General features: G+C 75.3%; 11 protein-coding genes. 5 read left to right on the top strand and 6 right to left on the bottom strand.

The window, feature by feature from the left end; all coding sequences use genetic code 11:
* Positions 1-63: 63 nt before the first annotated feature.
* Entirely contained in the window at positions 64-2,484 is a 2,421-nt protein-coding gene (locus tag EV372_RS00645; protein WP_130394293.1) for a hypothetical protein, read from the bottom strand.
* Between the two features lie 352 nt (positions 2,485-2,836).
* Complete coding sequence (locus EV372_RS00640) at positions 2,837-3,493, bottom strand: YbhB/YbcL family Raf kinase inhibitor-like protein (RefSeq protein WP_130394291.1); 657 nt, start codon at positions 3,491-3,493, stop codon at positions 2,837-2,839.
* A 300-nt stretch (positions 3,494-3,793) separates the two neighbouring features.
* Between EV372_RS00640 and EV372_RS00635 the strand changes: the two genes are divergently transcribed.
* The gene (locus EV372_RS00635; RefSeq protein ID WP_130394289.1) at positions 3,794-7,078 is read left to right on the top strand and encodes a BTAD domain-containing putative transcriptional regulator; all 3,285 of its coding nucleotides are present in this window, start codon (positions 3,794-3,796) and stop codon (positions 7,076-7,078) included.
* Between the two features lie 170 nt (positions 7,079-7,248).
* Here the strand turns inward: EV372_RS00635 and EV372_RS00630 are convergent, their stop codons facing one another.
* Together EV372_RS00630 and EV372_RS00625 are read right to left on the bottom strand one after the other, a co-directional pair.
* Entirely contained in the window at positions 7,249-8,082 is an 834-nt protein-coding gene (locus tag EV372_RS00630; RefSeq protein ID WP_130394287.1) for an ABC transporter permease, read from the bottom strand.
* On the bottom strand, positions 8,079-9,053 hold the full coding sequence (locus tag EV372_RS00625; RefSeq protein ID WP_130394285.1) for an ATP-binding cassette domain-containing protein: 975 nt from the start codon (positions 9,051-9,053) through the stop codon (positions 8,079-8,081). Before EV372_RS00625 ends, EV372_RS00630 begins: the two co-directional genes overlap by 4 nt.
* A gap of 188 nt (positions 9,054-9,241) precedes the next feature.
* Between EV372_RS00625 and EV372_RS00620 the strand changes: the two genes are divergently transcribed.
* Together EV372_RS00620 and EV372_RS00615 are read left to right on the top strand one after the other, a co-directional pair.
* Positions 9,242-9,814, top strand: coding sequence for a PH domain-containing protein (locus EV372_RS00620; protein ID WP_165436051.1), 573 nt, complete (start codon positions 9,242-9,244; stop codon positions 9,812-9,814).
* Positions 9,814-11,721 carry a PH domain-containing protein gene (locus EV372_RS00615; protein WP_130394281.1) on the top strand — a complete coding sequence of 636 codons (1,908 nt, stop codon included), beginning with the start codon at positions 9,814-9,816 and terminating at the stop codon, positions 11,719-11,721. Before EV372_RS00620 ends, EV372_RS00615 begins: the two co-directional genes overlap by 1 nt.
* 55 nt (positions 11,722-11,776) lie before the next feature.
* On the opposite strand, the gene sepH is transcribed toward EV372_RS00615, so the two are convergent.
* Positions 11,777-13,216 (bottom strand): septation protein SepH, encoded by a 1,440-nt coding sequence (sepH, locus tag EV372_RS00610; RefSeq protein ID WP_130394279.1) that lies wholly within the window; start codon positions 13,214-13,216, stop codon positions 11,777-11,779.
* A 571-nt stretch (positions 13,217-13,787) separates the two neighbouring features.
* Here sepH and EV372_RS00605 point away from each other — a divergent pair.
* The gene (locus EV372_RS00605) at positions 13,788-14,882 is read left to right on the top strand and encodes a hypothetical protein (protein ID WP_130394277.1); all 1,095 of its coding nucleotides are present in this window, start codon (positions 13,788-13,790) and stop codon (positions 14,880-14,882) included.
* A gap of 118 nt (positions 14,883-15,000) precedes the next feature.
* On the opposite strand, the gene EV372_RS00600 is transcribed toward EV372_RS00605, so the two are convergent.
* Positions 15,001-16,287 carry a D-arabinono-1,4-lactone oxidase gene (locus EV372_RS00600; protein ID WP_443689979.1) on the bottom strand — a complete coding sequence of 429 codons (1,287 nt, stop codon included), beginning with the start codon at positions 16,285-16,287 and terminating at the stop codon, positions 15,001-15,003.
* A 157-nt stretch (positions 16,288-16,444) separates the two neighbouring features.
* On the opposite strand from EV372_RS00600, the gene EV372_RS00595 reads away from it, so the two are divergent.
* Complete coding sequence (locus tag EV372_RS00595) at positions 16,445-17,464, top strand: ferrochelatase (RefSeq protein ID WP_253794306.1); 1,020 nt, start codon at positions 16,445-16,447, stop codon at positions 17,462-17,464.
* The last annotated feature ends 22 nt before the right edge of the window (positions 17,465-17,486 follow it).

Raw genomic sequence — 17,486 nt, 5'->3', positions numbered from 1 at the left:
ACCTCTCGTACGGCCCGGGGGCCGGAAAAGGGTCGTTACCGCGTGTTGCGGACGTCCGGAAGATCAGATGAAGCGGCCGTCCTCGTACCCGCCCTCGTAGCGGTTGCGGCCGTGCGGGTCGCGGGGGTCGGTCGGGTACGGTTCCGGCGCCTGCGGCCCGCCGGGGTGCCGCTCCTCCTCGCCAGACCGCCAGTCCGGCGCGGGCGGGAAGCCGCCGTAGCCGGGCTGCTGCGGCTGCTGGGGCTGTCCGCCGCCCGGGTAGCCCCCCGGGGAGCTCGGGTAGCCGCCGGTGCCCCCGGCCGGATAACCGAACGGGGCCTGTTCGCCGTAGCCCGCCGGGGCGTCCCCGCGCACCTGGTCCACCGGGTATCCCCCCGTCGGGTAACCGCCCTGCGGGTACCCGGGGGCCTCACCGGGGAACGCGGACGGATAGGCGGGCTGGCCGACCGGCCCCTGGTCGAACGGCGCCGGAGGCTCCGGGGCCCCGGTGACCGCGCTCCCGCCCGGGAAGCCCGCCGCGCCGGGACCGCCGTGGACGCCCGGGGCCCCGAAGGCGCCGCCGTCCTCCTGCGGACCCCACAGCGGGGGGTTGGGGTCCGGCTGGGCCGGGCGGCTGTGGGCGCCGGTGTCGTAGGGGGAGCGGTGGTGGGTTCCGGTGTCGTGGTCGTTGCGGTTGAAGGAGTCGGTGTCGTAGGAGGGGCGGGTGTGGTTGCCGGTGTCGTACTCGGGTCGTCCGGTGCCGGGCATGCCGTAGTCGGCGTGGCTGTGGGCGCCCGTGTCGTAGGAGGACCGCTGGTGTGCCCCGGTGTCGTAGGACGGACGCTGGTGGGACCCCGTGTCGTAGGGGGAGCGGTGGTGGGTTCCGGTGTCGTGGTCGTTGCGGTTGAAGGAGTCGGTGTCGTAGGAGGGGCGGGTGTGGTTGCCGGTGTCGTACTCGGGTCGTCCGGTGCCGGGCATGCCGTAGTCGGCGTGGCTGTGGGCGCCCGTGTCGTAGGAGGACCGCTGGTGCGCTCCGGTGTCGTAGGACGGACGCTGGTGGGACCCCGTGTCGTAGGCCGAGCGCTGGTGCGTCCCCGTGGTGTGGGACGTCTCCGGCCGCGACCGGTAACCACCGCTCAGGGGGTCGGCGGGATCGCCCGCGCCGCCCGGGGACGTGTGGCCCGTGCCCGCGCCGCCCTGCCCGCCGCCGAAGCCGAGCTCGGAGCGCTGGTGCGCGCCGGTGTCCATGCTGGACCATATCGGCGAACTCGTGCCGGTGCCCGGGGCCGGGGACTGGAAGGCCGGGCCGAGCGGGTCGGCGGGGGACGCGCTCCGCGCACCGGCCGTTCCCGGGTAGTCCGAGCGGCTCATCGACCCGCTGTCGTAGGACGAGCGGCCCTGGAACGGATCCCCCGAGGACGGGACGGAACCGGACCCGCCGAGCGGGTCGCGCCCGGAGGAGGCCCCCAGCGGGTCGTGCGTGCTGGAGGAGGTTCCCAGCGGGTCGTGCGTGCTGGCCGCAGCCCCCAGCGGGTCGTGCGCGCTGGTGGAGGAGCCCAGCGGATCGGTCGAGGAGGGTGAGTAGGAGGAACGGGGCGACCACGAACCGGTGCCCAGGGGGTCGTCTGAGACCGAGGCGGCCGGTGCGGCCGGTGCGGCGGGCTGGGAGGGCTGGGGGACGCCCCCCGGGGGCGTGGCCTCCCGGGCGGGGGGAAGCGCGGAACGCGGCGGAGCCCCCGGAGGCAGGGCGCGCTCGTCCTCGCCGACCGGTTCGGCCCCGCGCCGCCTGCGGCCCCGGCCCCGCGGCGGCTCCTCCCCGTCCTCCTCCACCGGATGGGGTACGCTGCCCTGTCCCAGGCTGGCCAGCACGGCCAGGTCGGCGGAGGGGTCGCCGCTCCCGCGGCCTCCCGCGGCGGGCATGACCGTGGTGGCTCCGGGGGGTCCGGAGGACTCCTCGTCCTCGTAGTCCCCGTACCCGTCGTCGTAGCCGTCGTCCTCGTACTCGTGGGCGGTCACGGTGACGGCGGAGTCCCGGTCCCCGCGCCCGTCCCGCGCACCGGCGGGCCGCTGCGCCGGGCCGTCCTCGCCCAGGCTCGACCAGAAGTCGTTGTCGGACAGGGAGTCGTCATCGTCGTCCCAGTCCGCGTCGAGCTTGCGCCTGCCCCGGGGCCGCCGCTCCGCCTTGGCGCCGCCGCCCTGACGGGACCTGCGGCTGCGGCCGCGCGGCTCCGGCTCCCCGTCGTCCTCGTCCTCGTCCTCGTCGAGGTCGCGACCCCGGCTCCCGCCGCGCCCCCGACCCCCGTCGCGGGCCCGTTCCCGGCCGCGTCCGCGACCGCGCGGCCGCTCCTCGTCGCGGTCGTCGCCCTCGGCGTCCTCGTGCTCGTACTCGTCGTCGTAGTCGTCCTCGCGGGAGCCGGAGCTCAGCGCGCGCATGCCCAGCAGCAGGAGCACGAGCACGGCGAGCACGACGATGACGGCGATGATGATGATGACGGTGACGGTCATGGTGTACGCACTACCTTGGGGAGGTCGGCCGCGCCCGGGTCGCACCGGTGACCGGCCGAGAGGAGGCCGGACGAGGGGAGGCGGTGACCTCCGGGGACCGCGGTGATCCGGTGGGTTCGGCCTGCGCTCGCGGGGGGACGCAGGCGGTCCGGTGCGGTATCGGGTCAGGGCGCCGCGCGGCGAGTGGACGAGTATCGGTCATCTGAAATGGGGCGGGGGCACAGACCCACTGTATGCGTTGTCGTGCTCCGTGTGCAGAGGGCTACGGGAGCTTCCTCCAGGAATCCCCGTGACCCCGGATCCGTCGGGTCGTCCGGGGTCGATCCGGAGGCGACGCCCGCGGTGAACTACGTCACTCGCTGCGCGTGACCAGCGAACCGCGTGCGACGGCCTGGTCCGCGATCGCCTCCAGCGAGGCGCTCAGCGGCGCTCCCTCGGGCAGGTCCAGCGGGCCCCGGAGGGCGTACACGGTGAACCGGTACTCGTAGGCCTCGTCGGGCTCGGGGCAGGGCGGGTCGTAGGCGGACCCGCCGATGCTGTTCTGCCCCTGCTTGGCGTCGGCCGGAACGGTGTTCTGGCGCAGCTCGACGAGTTGGGGGTCCAGGTCGTAGACCACCCAGAACACCTGCGCCACCTGCGGGTCGTCCACCACCAGGGCGATCGACCCGGCCTCGTCGGGAAGCCCCGACCAGCTCAGCGGCGGCGAGTACGCCTGCTGGGCCTCCTCGGGGTCCTCGGAGCCGCCCGTGTCGCCCTCGCCCTCCGCGGTGGTCTCGGCCGCGCCCTCGCAGGAGTAGGCCGCGGGAAGCGGTTCGCCCTCCTGCATCAGCGGGCTGGTGACGTTGATGTCGTCGGGCATGTCGCCGTTCTGCGCGGGCGAGAGGATCCCGCAGCCCGTGGTCAGGGCCACGACGGCCCCGGCCGCCACCGCGCCGGCGCGCGTACCGGGGGACGGGCGGGCCGCACTCGGCGCACCGGTGGTCCGGGGGAAGGGGAGGGCCGGGAACAATGGGACTCCTGCTTTTCGGGCCGTGGAGGCGAACATCTCGGTGACGCGGGTGCGGCGCTCGGAGGAGACCCGGCGCCGGACCGGCGGGGAACGGGCGGCTCCGCGGGCGGGCGCCGACGACACGTTCCCCAGCGAACCCTACTGCGGTCAGGCGGGCGTTCGGTCTCCCGTCCGCTCCCGCGCGGGACGCGGGGGCCCGCGACCCCGGCCGCGCCTCCGCCGGTCGCGGCCCGGCGGGAACGGGTTGGGGGCGGCTCCTCACGGAGAGCGTCCGTCCGCACGATCGGTGATCATGGGTCGGTGCGGTTCTCCATCCTCGGGCCCCTGGCGGTCCACGACGCGGCCGGGCGACCCGTCGCCATCGGCGGTGCGCGCCTGCGCACGCTGCTCACCCTCCTCCTGCTCCGGCCCGGCCAGCGGATCGCCAACGACGAGCTCACCGACGCCGTCTGGGCGGGGAGCCCGCCCGCCGCGGCGGGCAACGCCCTCCAGGCCCTGGTCTCCCGCCTGCGCCGCGCGCTGGGCGAGGGCGCGCGCATCGACGGGGACGCCTCGGGGTACCGGTTGGCGGTCGAGCCCGGCCAGGTGGACCTGGCCGAGTTCGAGTCCCTGGTCAGGCGGGGGCGGGCCGGGCTCGCTGCGGGCAGGGCCGCCGAGGCCGCCCGCGACCTGGGCGAGGCCCTCGCGCTGTGGCGCGGACCGGCCCTGTCGGACCTGACCGCGCACGGCCTGGCCGAGGACACGGCGCTGCGCCTGGCCGAGACCCGCCGAGCCGCCCTGGAGGACCGCCTGACCGCCCTGGCCGACCTGGGGCTGCACGCCGAGGTCCTGCCCGAGGCGGAGGCCCTGTGCCGAAGCGAGCCGCACCGCGAGGGCCCCCTCGCGCTCCTCGTGCGCGCGCTGGCCGCCACCGGCCGCACAGCCGACGCCCTGGCCGCCTACGAGCGCTTCCGCTCCCACCTGGCCGACGAGCTGGGCCTGGACCCCTCACCCCAACTGCGCGACCTGCACCTGAGGCTGCTGCGCGGCGAACTCGACGCGTCCCCCTCCGCCGAGCCCCCCGTTCCGCCCCCGGCTCCGGCCCCGCCCCTGCGCCTGCCCGCCTCCCTGACCAGCTTCGTGCCGCGTGACACCGAGGTGGACACCGCCGTGGACCTGCTCACCCGCGAACGCCTGGTCACCCTGCTGGGCCCCGGCGGAGCGGGCAAGACCCGCCTGGCGATCGAGAGCGCCTCCGCGCTGGCCGCGCGGGCGCCCTCCCTGCTCGCCCGCGGCGGCTGGTTCGTCGAACTCGCCTCCAGGACGGCAGCGGACGTCCCCCAGGCGCTGGCCTCCGCGCTGGAGCTGCGCGAGCACGCCGTGCTCCAGGCGCGCTCCGCGGCCCCCAAGGCCCCCGCCGCCATCGTTCCGCTCCTGGAACGGGTGGTCTCCTTCGTCGGCGACCGCCCCGTCCTCCTCGTCCTGGACAACTGCGAGCACATCGTCGAGGAGGCCGCCTCCGCCGTGGCGACGCTGCTGGCCCGCTGCCCCGGCCTGCGGATCCTGGCCACCTCCCGCGAACCCCTGGGCGTGCCCGGCGAACAGCTCCTGCCCGTCCCCTCCCTGGACATGCCGCCCGAGGGGGCCTCCGCCGACCGGGCCGCCGCCTGCTCCTCGGTCGTCCTGTTCACCGAACGCGCCGCCGCCGTGCGTCCGGGCTTTCGCGTCACCCCCGACAACGTCGCCCACGTCGTCCGCGTCGTCCGCGAGCTGGACGGCCTGCCGCTGGCACTGGAGCTGGCCGCCGCGCGCCTGCGCTCCATGACCACCGCCCAGCTCGCCGACCGGCTCCGCGACCGCTTCCGGCTCCTCACCGGGGGCGCCCGGTCGACGCTGCCGCGCCACCGCACCCTGCGCGCCGTCGTCGACTGGAGCTGGGACCTGCTCGACGAACCCGAGCGCCGCCTGCTGCGCCGCCTGTCGATCTTCGCCGGGGGAGCCACCCTGGAGGCCGTCGAACGGGTCTGCGCCGACCCCGGCACCGAGGGGGAGATCGGCGGCCACGACGCGTGGACCGTCCTGTTCGCCCTGGTCGACAAGTCCCTCGTGGTCGCCGAGAACCCCGACCGTGACGACACCCCGCCCCGCTACCGGCAGCTGGAGACCGTGCGGGCCTACGCCGCCGAACGCCTGGCGCGCAGCGGGGAGGAGGAGCGCGTGCGCGACGCGCACGCCCGCCACGTCCGCGACCTGTGGCGCTGGGCCGACCCGCTGCTGCGCGGCCCGCGCCAGGGGGAGCTGCTCGCCCGGCTGGCCGCGGAGGCCGACAACTGCGGCGCCGCCGTGCGCTGGGCCGTCGAGCGGCGCGACGCCGGACTGGCCCTGGACCTGGTCGAGTGCACCCAGTGGTACTGGACCCTGTGCGGCTCCTGGCGCCAGCTCCACCAGTGGGCCGTGGACGTCCTGGACATGGTCGGCGACCGGGTGCCCGAGGGGCGCGCCGTGGCCTACGCCAGCTGCCTGTTCCAGCGGGCCGACACGACCACCGACCACGAGTCGGTCCTGGAGCGCATACGCGAGGTCGAGGCCGTCCTGGAAGGGGCCGGACAGCGGGCCGAGGAGCACCCCATGCTCGTCTACGGCCTGGTGTACAGGGCGCTGCTGGAGGGGACGACCGGCGCCGCCCACGAACGCCTCGCCGCCGCGGCCGACCAGCCCGACCCGTGGATGCGCGCCCTCGTGGGAACGCTGCTGTCCCTGTTCGACGCGGTCAACGGGCGCACTGGTCGGTCCATGGAGCGCGCGAACGCCGCCCTGGAGCAGTTCCGCGCGTGCGGCGACACCTGGGGCGAGTGCCAGGCGCTGGTCCAGGTCGTTGACCTGTACCGGTTCGAGGACCTCGACCGCTGCCGCGACTTGCTCACCCTCGGCGTGCGCAGGGCCGAGGAGGCGGGGCTGGAGGCGCTGGACTGGATGTTCCGCGTCCGCCGGGCCCAGGTCCTCACCGACCTCGGTGACCTGGAGGCCGCGCGTGAGGACCTGTGGGGGCTCCTCGGCTCCGAGCGGCCCGTGGAGAAGGAGCAGATGGTGCTGCTGCGCCTGGCCGAGGGCCAGTGGCTGCGGGAGGCGGGGGAGCCGGACGCGGCCCGCCAGGTCCTGGACCGGGCGGGTGAGGACCTCAAGGGCCTGGGCGGGTTCTCGCCCGTCTACGTGGAGGCGGGCTGGCGGACCCTGTACACCACCGTCGCCTGGAGGGCCGGTGACACCGGGGAGGCCTGGGAGCACGCCCGGCGCGCCTGGCGGCTGGCCGACCACGGCCTGGGTCCGGTGTGCGCGGAGGTCCTGGACACCTTCGCCGTGATGGCCGTCGGACACGACCCGCGGCGCGGCGCCTGGCTGCTGGCCTGCGCCGAGGTGCTGCGCGGCATGCCCGACACCGCAACGCCCCTGGTGGTGCGGGCCCGCGAGAGCGCGCGCCGGGAGCTGGGCGGACGGGAGTACGACCTCGTCCTCGCCGGGGTCCGGGACATGAGCGCCGACCGGATCCACGGGCTCGTGGACGCCTGGCTGGCCGCGGACGCGCCCGGTGGCGCGGAGCGCCCCTGATCCCCGGCGCGCCGTGCCCGGGGCCGGCCCCGGCGGGGCGTGCGTGCTCCGGCGGGGCGGAGGCGGTGGCCCGGAGGCCGATCCCCTGCCCGGGGAGGCGCCGCCGAACGGCGCGCGGCCGCCCCGGAGGACCCGGGGCGGCCGCGCGACCTGTTCTGGTCGGGAACCGGTCAGGTGCGGCGCCGGTAGGCCCACACCGCCAGCGGGAAGAAGACCGCGGTGATGATCGCGGCCCACACCACGGTCCACAGCACCGGACCGGCGGCCTCGCCCGAACCCAGCATCAGGGCGCGCATGGCGTCCACGACGTGGGTGACCGGGTTGTTGGCGGCCACCACCCGCAGCCAGCTGGGCATGTCGTCGGGGCTGACGAACGCCGAGCTGCTGAAGGTCAGCGGGAACATCAGGATCATCCCGAACGCCTGCACCGCCATGGGGGTGCGCACGATCATGCCGATGAAGGCCGACATCCAGCACAGGGCGAACGCGAACAGCAGCACCAGGGCGGCCGCCACGACCACGCCCACCACGCCGCCCTCGGGGCGGAACCCGATGGCCATGCCCACCACCAGCACCATCACCACGGTGATCGAGTACCGGACCAGGTCGCCGAGGATGGCGCCCGTCAGCGGGGCCGAGCGGGCGATGGGCAGAGACCGGAACCGGTCGAAGATGCCCTTCTCCACGTCCTCGCTGAGGGAGAAGCCGGTGCCCAGCGTGGCGAAGATGACCGACTGGGCGATGATGCCGGGCATCAGGAAGTCGCGGTAGGACTGCCAGTCGCCCATCATCGCCTGTCCGAAGACGAAGACGAACAGGGTCACGAACATGACCGGCTGCAACATCAGCCCGAAGACCTCTTCGGGATTGGCCTTGATCTTCAGCACGCTGCGCCAGGCCAGTTGCAGGCCGTTGCGCACGGTGATCAGCGGACTGATCCGCTTCGGGGTGGTCGGCGCGTCCTCCGGCCGCGCCGACGGCGTCCGGGTCGTCACGGCGCTCATGCTCGTGTCCCTTCGTCAACGGCCCCCCGGGGGGCCTCCTCCTCGGCGGCGTGCCCGGTCAGGGCGAGGAAGACCTCGTCCAGGCTGGGCTTGCGCAGTGACAGCTCGGCGACGGCCACGCCCTGCTCGTCCAGGCGGCGCACCACCTCGGGCAGGACCGCCGAGTCGGTGACCGGGACGCTGGCGAGCAGCCCGTCGGAGGACACCGGAGTGCTGGTGACCGCCTCGATGATCCTGGTGGCCAGGGACAGCTGCCCGGTCTCGACGGTGCGCACCTCCAGCACCTGGTTGCCCGCCCGGCTCTTGAGCTCCTCGGGCGTGCCCTCGCTGATCACCCGGCCGTGGTCGAGCACCATGAGGTCGTCGGCCAGCTGGTCGGCCTCCTCCAGGTACTGGGTGGTGAGCAGGACGGTCACGCCGTCGTCGACCAGGCCGCGCACCACGTCCCACAACCCGTTGCGGCTGTGCGGGTCCAGGCCGGTGGTCGGCTCGTCCAGGTACAGCAGCGACGGGCGGCCGACCAGGCTCGCGGCCAGGTCCAGCCGTCGGCGCATGCCGCCCGAGTAGGTCTTGGCGGGGCGGCCGGCGGCGTCGGAGAGCTCGAAGCGCTCCATCAGCTCCGCCGAGCGCGCCCGCGCCCCGGCCCGGTCGAAGCCCAGCAGCCGGGCGATCAGCACGAGGTTCTGGGTTCCGGTCAGGTCGGCGTCGACCGCCGCGTACTGGCCGGTCAGCCCGATCAGGCGGCGCACCTCGTGGGGCTGGCGCGCCACGTCGAAGCCGCCCACCTCGGCGCGCCCCTCGTCGGGGCGCAGCAGGGTCGCCAGGATGCGCACCGTCGTGGTCTTCCCGGAGCCGTTGGGTCCCAGGACGCCCAGCACGGCCCCCGTCCTGGCCCTCAGGTCCACGCCGTCCAGGGCCCGTTTGCCCTTGAACTGCTTGACCAGGCCCTCCGCGCGGATGGCGTCAGTCATCGCTCCTCCAGATGTCAACGTCTGCTGTCAAGTCTGGCCAACCGGTCTGACAGAACGCTGACAGCGCCTGACGGAGAAACCTCCAGGAAACGGACGTCTCCGTCAGCGCGTGTCAGGGCGTGCGCCTTCGTCGGCGGCCCGCGGTGGAAGGGGCGGGCGCGGGGCGAGGCCCTAGACTCGTGCGCGTGATGGACACCCCCGCGACACCCGGTCCCCATGAGCCGCCGCGACCGTCCGGGCCCGAGGCGGCCGCGCGGCTGCGTCCGCCGCTGCGCCGCGTGAGCGGCCGGGCGATCGGTGTGTGGACCCTGCGCCTGATGTTCGCCAGCGTGGTCGTCCTGCTCATGCTGTCGGCGGTCGCCTGGGCGGCCTCGTCGCTGGGCTGGGCGTGGATCCCCCCGTGGGCGAGGGACAACGCCTGGCTGCTGCCGGGGGTCTACGCGCTCTACGCCCTGGGCAGGATCGCCGTCGTCCCCTCGTGGAGGTACCGGGTGCACCGCTGGGAGGTGGCCGGGGACGTCATCTACACCCGGGCGGGCTGGGTCAGCCGCTCCTGGCAGCTGGTCCCGGTCAACCGCCTGCAGACGGTGGACCACACGCAGGGGTGGCTGGAGCGCCTGTTCGGCGTGGCGACGCTGGAGGTGCAGACCGCCTCCTACGCCGGGTCGTCCACGATCGAGGGGCTGGACGCCGAGGAGGCGCGCCTGCTGAGCGAGGAACTGGCCGTGCGCGCCGGTACGCTGCGGGACGACGCGACCTGATGGACGGACACGGCGAACACCACGGCCCGCCGGACCCGGCCGAGCCCGACGACCACGGCGGCTGGGTCGCCCCCGGAAGCGGCCCCGCGCGCTCGGACCGGGGCACGGGGGAGGCCGCCGACCGCGGCCCGACCGCCGACCCCCGGGCGCCCTGGAGCCCCGGCGCCCACACGCCCGCGGGCTCCGGAGCCCACGCCTTCCAGGACCCGGACGCCCACGCGCTCCCCGGCCCCGGCCCCGAGACGCCCCCGGAGCCCGGGCGGGAGCGTTCCGACGGCCCCCGCGACTGGTGGGGCGGGCAGGACGGCGGGGGCGCGGAGGCCTTCGGAGCCGAGCGCGCCCGCCGCCTCAGCCCCCGCAGCGTGGTCGTGGGCCCCATCAACCAGCTCAGGGGCCTCCTGGTGCCGATCATCGCCGGGCTGGTGCTCGGCGGGTTCAACGCCTGGGTGCTCGCCGCCACGGGAGCGACCGTCGTGGCCCTGCTCGTGGGCGGGATCGTCACCTGGCGCACCACCCGTTACGAGGTCGCCGGGGACCGGCTGGAGATCCGCCGGGGCCTGCTCCGCCGCTCCCAGCGCACCATCCCGCTGGAGCGGGTGCGCGGCGTGGACGTCACCAGCACCCTGCTGCACCGGCTGCTGGGCGTGGCCGTGGTCCACGTCGAGGCCGCCGCGGGCTCCGCGGGCGCCACCGAGGACGGCAAGCTCGACGCCGTGTCGGCGGGCGAGGCCGACCGCCTGCGCCGGGTGCTGCTGCACCGCAGGGCGGTGCTCACCGGTCGCGGGGCCGGGGCAGTCGCGCCACCCGCCGCGCCGGGCGGGCCCGGCACGGGTGAGGGCGAGCCGGGACCCGGGGAGACGCCCGGGGCCGCCGGGGGCGACGACACCGTCACCCACTTCGCCATGCCCCGCTCGTGGTACCTGTACGGAGCGCTGAGCCTGGGGTACCTGCTCACCCCGTTCGCGGTCCTGGCCACCCTGTTCGGGATGGTCCAGCAGACCGCGGGGGACCTGGCCACCGACTACCTCGTGGACTGGGTGACCACCTCCGACCACAACCTGATCCTGCTGTCCGCGGCCCTCTTCGCCGGTGCGCTGGTGCTGTTGATGCCGGTGTTCGCCGTGGTCTCCTACGCGCTCACCCACTGGGGCTTCACCCTCAGGGAGCGCGACGGCTCCCTGGTCGCCGAGCGGGGACTGCTCACCCGGCGCAGCGTGACGCTGGAGAAGCGCCGCATCCGCGGGTACGAGCTCCTGGACAACCCCCTCGAACGCCTGCGCGGGGCGGTGCGCCTGCGCGCCATCGTCACCGGGCTGGGCGACGCCGCCAACCGCGCGGTGCTGCTGCCGATCGGGCCCCGCGCGGTGGTCGAGGACGTCGTGGACCGCGCACTGGTCCGGTACCGGGGCGGCCTGAACCGGCATCCGCGCGCCGCCCTGTACCGCCGCCTGACCCGCTCCTCGGGGCCGTTCGTGCTGCTCCTGGCGGTCGCCCTGGCCGTGGACGCCGCGTGGCTGGCCTGGACGGCCGGAGTCCTGGCGGTGCTGGGCGTGCTCCTGGGCGTGGACCGGTACCGCTCCCTGGGCCACGGCCACGACGGTGGGCGGGTGAGCGTGCGCTCGGGCTCGCTGCGCCGCTCCCAGGCGACGGTGGAGCACTCGGCGGTGATCGGCTGGACCTGGACCCAGACCCTCTTCCAGCGCCCGTCCTCGCTGGCCGACCTCCAGGTCACGGTCGGCGCGGGCGCGGGCGGCTACACCGCGCAGGACGCCTCGTTCGAGGAGTCGGTGGCCTTCGCCGCCCGGGTCACCCCCGAGATGGTGCGCCCCTTCCTCGTCGACCCGCGGGACGCGGGGCCGGACGGCGGGGGCGTGCGGCCGGACCCGCGCGGACCGGGGCGGACGTGAGGGAGGGGTCGGCCGCACCGTGCGGCCGACCCCTCCCCGCGGGCGCGGGAGCGCCCTACTCGTCCTTCTTGGAGCCGAACATGATCTCGTCCCACGACGGGACCGAGGCGCGTCGGCCGCGTCCCTTGCGCTTGGCCGCGGAGGGGCCGCCGCTGGCGGCGGCCGGGACCGCGGCCGCGGGCGGCTGCTCGGCGGCGCGGCGGGGGACGCCGTTGTCGTTGAGGTCGATGGTGGCGCGGCGGCGGCGCGGGGCCGGACGCTGCTGGGCGGGGCCCTCCCCGGCGGGCGGGGCGGCCTCGGGCTCGACCGGCCTGGCGGGACGGGCCTCCGGCCAGTCCGCCCGGCGTTCGGGGCGGCGCCGTTCCTCGACCGCGGGCTCGTCGTAGGCGGCCGGTTCGGTCCGCCGCTCGGGGCGGCGGCGCTCCTGTGCCGGGGGCTCGTCGCGGGCGGCGGTCTCGGGCCACCGCTCGGTCTCGGGCCAGCGCTCGGACTCGGGCCAGCGCTCGCTCCGCGTCCGCCGCTCGGGCTCGGCCCCGCGCTCGTACGCGGGCCACCGCTCGGGTTCCGCCCGCGCGGCGGGGCGCGCGACGGGCTGTTCCCCGCGCGGCCGCTCGTACCGCTCCGCCTGCGGCTCCGGGTAGCGGTCCCACTCCAGCGGTTGGCGTCCGGTGGCCCGCTCGCGCTCGGCGGGCCGCTCCGGGGCACGCTCCCGCTCGGCGGGACGGCGTTCGGCGGGGTGGCGCTCGGCGGCGGCCGGGCGCGGCGGCTCGTCCCGGTGCGCGGCGGAGGACGGGCGCGGGGGCGCGGGGCGTTCGCGCCCGGAGGACGGCTGGGACTCGGACCGGGGCAGGTCCGAGGCGGTCTCGGTGCGGCGCGGGGCGAAGGGCGTCACGGTCGCGCCGGGGGAGGACACGGGTTCGGGGTCGGGCGAGGAGAACCGTGCGGCCTCCTCGTCGGCCGGGGCCACGCTGTTGTGTCTGGGCTCGTACAGCCAGTGGGCGACGCGCTCCTCGCCGCCGTGCAGGAACACGAGCTTGAGCTGCCAGGAACGGTCCTCGCGCTTCCACGAGTCCCACGCCGCGTCACCGGTCTCCAGCTGGTGCGCGCCGATCCGCTTGGTGACCAACTCCTCCAGGGAGGGGCCCGGGGCGGCGTCGCCGTGCGCGCGCACGCTCGCGCGCTGGGCCTGCTGGGCGATGTACTCGCGTTCCTGGAGGACGGGGCCCTCGAACCAGCGGACCCTCTCGATGGGGATACCGGAGATCTCGGAGATGGCCTCCGCGGTCTCGCCGGACCGGATACGGGCCTGGATTTCCTTGGGGCGCAACGGATTCTCCACTTCGATCTCGTACTGGCCGAGCCGGGAGAACTGGCCGCGTACTGCGGCGCGGAGGCGGTCGTCGACGGGCAGCGTGAAACGGGTTCCACGGCCGGCGCTGGCGAGCACCAGGTAGGTGCCGTCCTCGCTCACGGCCACGAGGCGAAGCTCGTGCATCGCCCTCCCTTTCGCGTCCCGTCGAGGGCAGGTCCCGCGACCCGCCCCCGCGTTCTCCAAGTCTGGTCGGCCGACAACTGTTCGGCCAGTACCGCGCCCGGCATGTCCGAACTGTGTGCCCGCCTCCCGATCCGCGGCTGTCGCCGCGGTGGGAGCCGCCCCGGGGGTACCCGGGGCCCTCACGGTCGCTTCGGTGCCAATCTTGGCACGCTGACGCTTCCGCGACCGGGAGCGATCGCGGGGGAATGTCGCCGATCCCGCACGAGGGCTCAGCCGTGATGGTATCCCGCGTCTCCCGAATCACCCCAGGTCTGGGAAAAACTCCGATCCCGGACCGTTCCACGGGTACACGGACCCTCCGGGACGCAACTCGACACGCCGATGTGTGCCAGAGAGTGATGCTTCTTATTTCATGGCGTTATCGGAAACCTGTCGCCCTTAGCCTGAGTTATCAAGCTATGGGCGAAATGTGAAGTTCAGGGTCTGTGGGGCTGTATGCCCCACCACACGCCCATCCCGCGCTGAGAGTCCCGTCGCGCCCGCGCGCGGCCGACGAAGGGGGGACGACCGGATGGGTCGGACCGCACACCACGACGACCAGGAAGAAGGGGAGGAGGACGCCAAGGGAGGGAAGAGGTTCGACCTGAGCGTCTCCCAGGTCGCCGGTGCCGGAGCCGCGACGCTGGCCGCGGCCACCGCGGCCTCCTACCTGAACGTGTACGGCACGGTCATCGGCGCCGCCGTCATGGCCGCGCTCAGCACACTCGTCAGCCCGCTGTTGCAGCACTGGTTCTCACGCGGCGGCGAGCAGGCCAGGCAGCTGGCCGGGCGGGCCTCCGGCCCCCGGGGCGCCGCGGCGGTACCCCACGCCCCGGGGGCCCCGGTGGCGCCGCCGCCCGAGGGCATCTCCGAGACCGCCCTGCTCCGGCAGGTCTCCGGAACCGGGACCGAGCCCCCGTCCCGGGGCGGGGAGGACGCCGACGCCACCCGCACCATGGCCCTGCCCGCCCTGGACGGCCGGACCCGGACACCGGCCGACCCCGGAGCCACCGCGCGGACGCCCGCCGTCGGTCCGTGGCCTCCGGGAGCGGACGGCTCCGGTGATCACGGCGGCTCCGACGACGAAGCCGGCGGCGCCGGCGAACGCGAGGGCGGTCGGCGGCGCGGCTGGCGCTCCCTGGTCATCCCGGCCGCCGCGGTCTTCGCCCTGGTCATGCTGGTCATCCTGGTGTTCGAGCTGTTCACCGGGCGCTCGCTGACCTCCTGGACCCAGGGCTCGGAGGAGCCCAGCGCGCCCACGCTGTTCGGCGGCTCCACCTCCGCGCCCCCGGCCGAGGAGGACGTACCAGAGGACCAGGGGACCGGGGAGGACGCCCCCGACCCCTCGTTCGGGGATCAGGAGCAGGAGCAGGTCCCGGGCACCGGCCAGCCGACCGAGCCCGCCCCAGAGACCGGAGCGCCCGAGGACGGCGGGACCGGCGAGGGCGGCGGCACGGAGGAGGAGGCCCCCGGCGGCACCGGCGGGACCACCGAGCCCACCGGACCGCCGGAGGACGGCGGCGGGACCCAGGACCCGGGCGGGCAGGTCCCCGGCCCCGGGACCGGCGGACAGGGCGGCGAGGAGGCCGTCCCCGCGCCCCCGCCCGCCGTGCCCCAGACCGGTTGAGCGCGCCTCGCGGCGGCCGGGGCCCTCAGCCGTCGGGAACGGCCGGGTCCAGCCGCCGCGAGGCGCCCGGGGCCGGCCGACACGTCGACGGCGGCCCCTGGCCGGTCGTGCCGCGCGGCTACTCCAGCACCCGCTCCAGGTAGGCGTTGCCGAACCGGCGCCCGGGGTCCACGCGGTCCCGCACCGCCAGGGCCCGGCCCAGCATCGGGTAGACGCCCTCCAGGTAGGAGCGGTCGCGCGTGTGCACCTTGCCCCAGTGGGGGCGCCCGCCCACGGAGGTGAACAGCGCCTCCAGGTCGGCGAAGTAGGCCTCGTAGGGGGTGCCCTGGTACATGTGCACCGCCACGTAGGCGGTGTCGCGCCCGTAGGCGGTGGACAGCCACACGTCGTCGGCCGGGGCGAAGCGCACCTCCACCGGGAAGCTCACCCGGTGGCCGCGCCGGTCCACGATCGACCCGGCCTCGCGCAGCACGTCGGCCAGGTGCTCGGCGGGGATCGCGTACTCCATCTCCACGAACCGCACGTCGCGCACCGAGGCGAACACCCGGTACGAGGCGTCGGTGTAGCTGCGCGCCGTCAGCGCGCGCGAGCTGACCCGGTTCACCGCGGGCACCGCGCGGGGGAAGCGGCGGCACACCCGGTTGACGCCCTCGAAGAGCGTGTTGGACAGGAACTCGTCGTCCAGCCAGGCGCGGAAGGGCGAGAGCGGCCGGGCCGGACCCGCGCTGATGTTGTTGCGCTTGGTGTTGGTGTTGCCGGTGTGCGGGAACCAGTAGAACTCGAAGTGGTCGTTGTCGGCGCGCAGCTCCGGCAGGCGCTCCAGCACCTCCTCCAACCGCATGGGCTCCTCGCGCGCGTGCAGCAGGAAGGCCGGGCGCACCGCCATGGTCAGCGCGGTGACCACGCCGAAGGCGCCCAGGCCCACCCGCGCCGCCTGGAACAGCTCCGGCTCCCGCCCGGCCGAGCACTCCACCACCGAACCGTCGGCGAGCACCATCTCCATGCCGACCACCTGCGCGGCCAGCCCGCCCGCGTCCCGGCCGGTGCCGTGGGTGCCGGTCTGCACCGCGCCCGCCATGGTCTGCACGGCGATGTCGCCCATGTTGGCCAGGGCCGCCCCGTGCCCGGCCAGCACGTCGTTGAAGTCGCACAGGGGCAGGCCCGCCTCGACGGTGGCCGTGCCCGCGGCGGGATCGACCGAGCGCACCCGGGTCAGGGAGGTGGGGGAGAGGAGGAGGCCGTCGGTGACGGCCACGTCGGTGAAGGAGTGACCCGTGCCGACCATGCGGACGCGCAGGTCCTCGGCGGCGGCCGAGGAGACCGCCGCGGCGACCTCCGCGGTGCTCCCCGGCGACGCCGTGCGCCTGGGCCGGGCCTGGTGGGTGCCCGCCCATGTGTGCCACATCACATCTGTCATGCGGCGACATTACCGACCGGTCACCCGCGCGGCCAGAGCCGGGTTCCCCCGGACGCGGCCCCGGGCGGGGAGGAGGCCAAGACCACAGGACACGCATCCGGGGGGTCGCGCGAGCCGGTCCGGCGGAGCTGGTTTCATAAGAGCTGTGAGCTACTACGACGCGTTTTTGCTGATCTCCTTCGGCGGCCCGGAGGGGGAGGACGAGGTCATCCCGTTCCTGGAGAACGTCACCCGGGGCCGCAACATCCCCCGTGAGCGGCTCGCCGAGGTCGGCGAGCACTACTTCCTCTTCGGCGGTGTCAGCCCGATCAACCAGCAGTGCCGCGACCTGCTCGCCGCGGTCACCGCCGACTTCGCCGCCAACGGGATCGACCTGCCCGTCTACTGGGGCAACCGGTTCTGGGCCCCGATGCTCACCGACACCCTCGCCCGGATGAAGGAGGACGGCGTGCGCCGCGTCCTGGCGCTGCCCACCTCCGCGTACTGCAACTGGTCCAGCCGCACCGCCTACGAGGAGGACATCGCCCGCGCCCGCGCCGCGCTGGGCGAGGACGCCCCCGAGGTGGACCTCATCCGGCCCTTCTACGACCACCCGGGGTTCGTCGAACCGCTGGTCGAGCACACCCGCGCCGCCCTGGACGCCCTGCCCGCGGAGCAGCGCGAGGGCGCGCGCCTGCTCTTCTCGGCGCACTCCATCCCCACGACGATGGCCGAGGCCAGCGGCGGCCCCGGACAGGCCTTCGGCCCCGAGGGGGCCTACGGCGCCCAGCTGGCCGAGGTGGCGCGCCTGGTGGCCGGGGGGCTCGACCGCGACTACCCGTACGAGGTCGTCTACCAGAGCCGCAGCGGCCCGCCCAGCCAGCCCTGGCTGGAGCCCGACGTCAACGACCGCATGGAGGAGCTGGCCGCCGAGGGCGTGCCCGCCGTGGTCGTGATTCCGCACGGCTTCGTCTCCGACCACATGGAGGTCAAGTTCGACCTCGACGTGGAGGCCCGCGACACCGCCAAGAAGCTCGGCATCGGCTACGAGCGCGCGCTCAGCCCCGGCACGCACCCCGCGTTCGTGTCCATGGTGACCGACCTGGTCCGCGAGTACGCCGAACGGGCCGAGCCCCGGCGCCTGAGCTCGCTCGCGCGCTGCACCGACTGCTCGTGCCCGGCCTGAGGCGCTGAACCGCGCGGCCGAC

It is taken from the genome of Nocardiopsis sp. CNZ308 (assembly GCF_004217075.1).
This window is presented reverse-complemented; position numbering and strand designations above follow the sequence as displayed.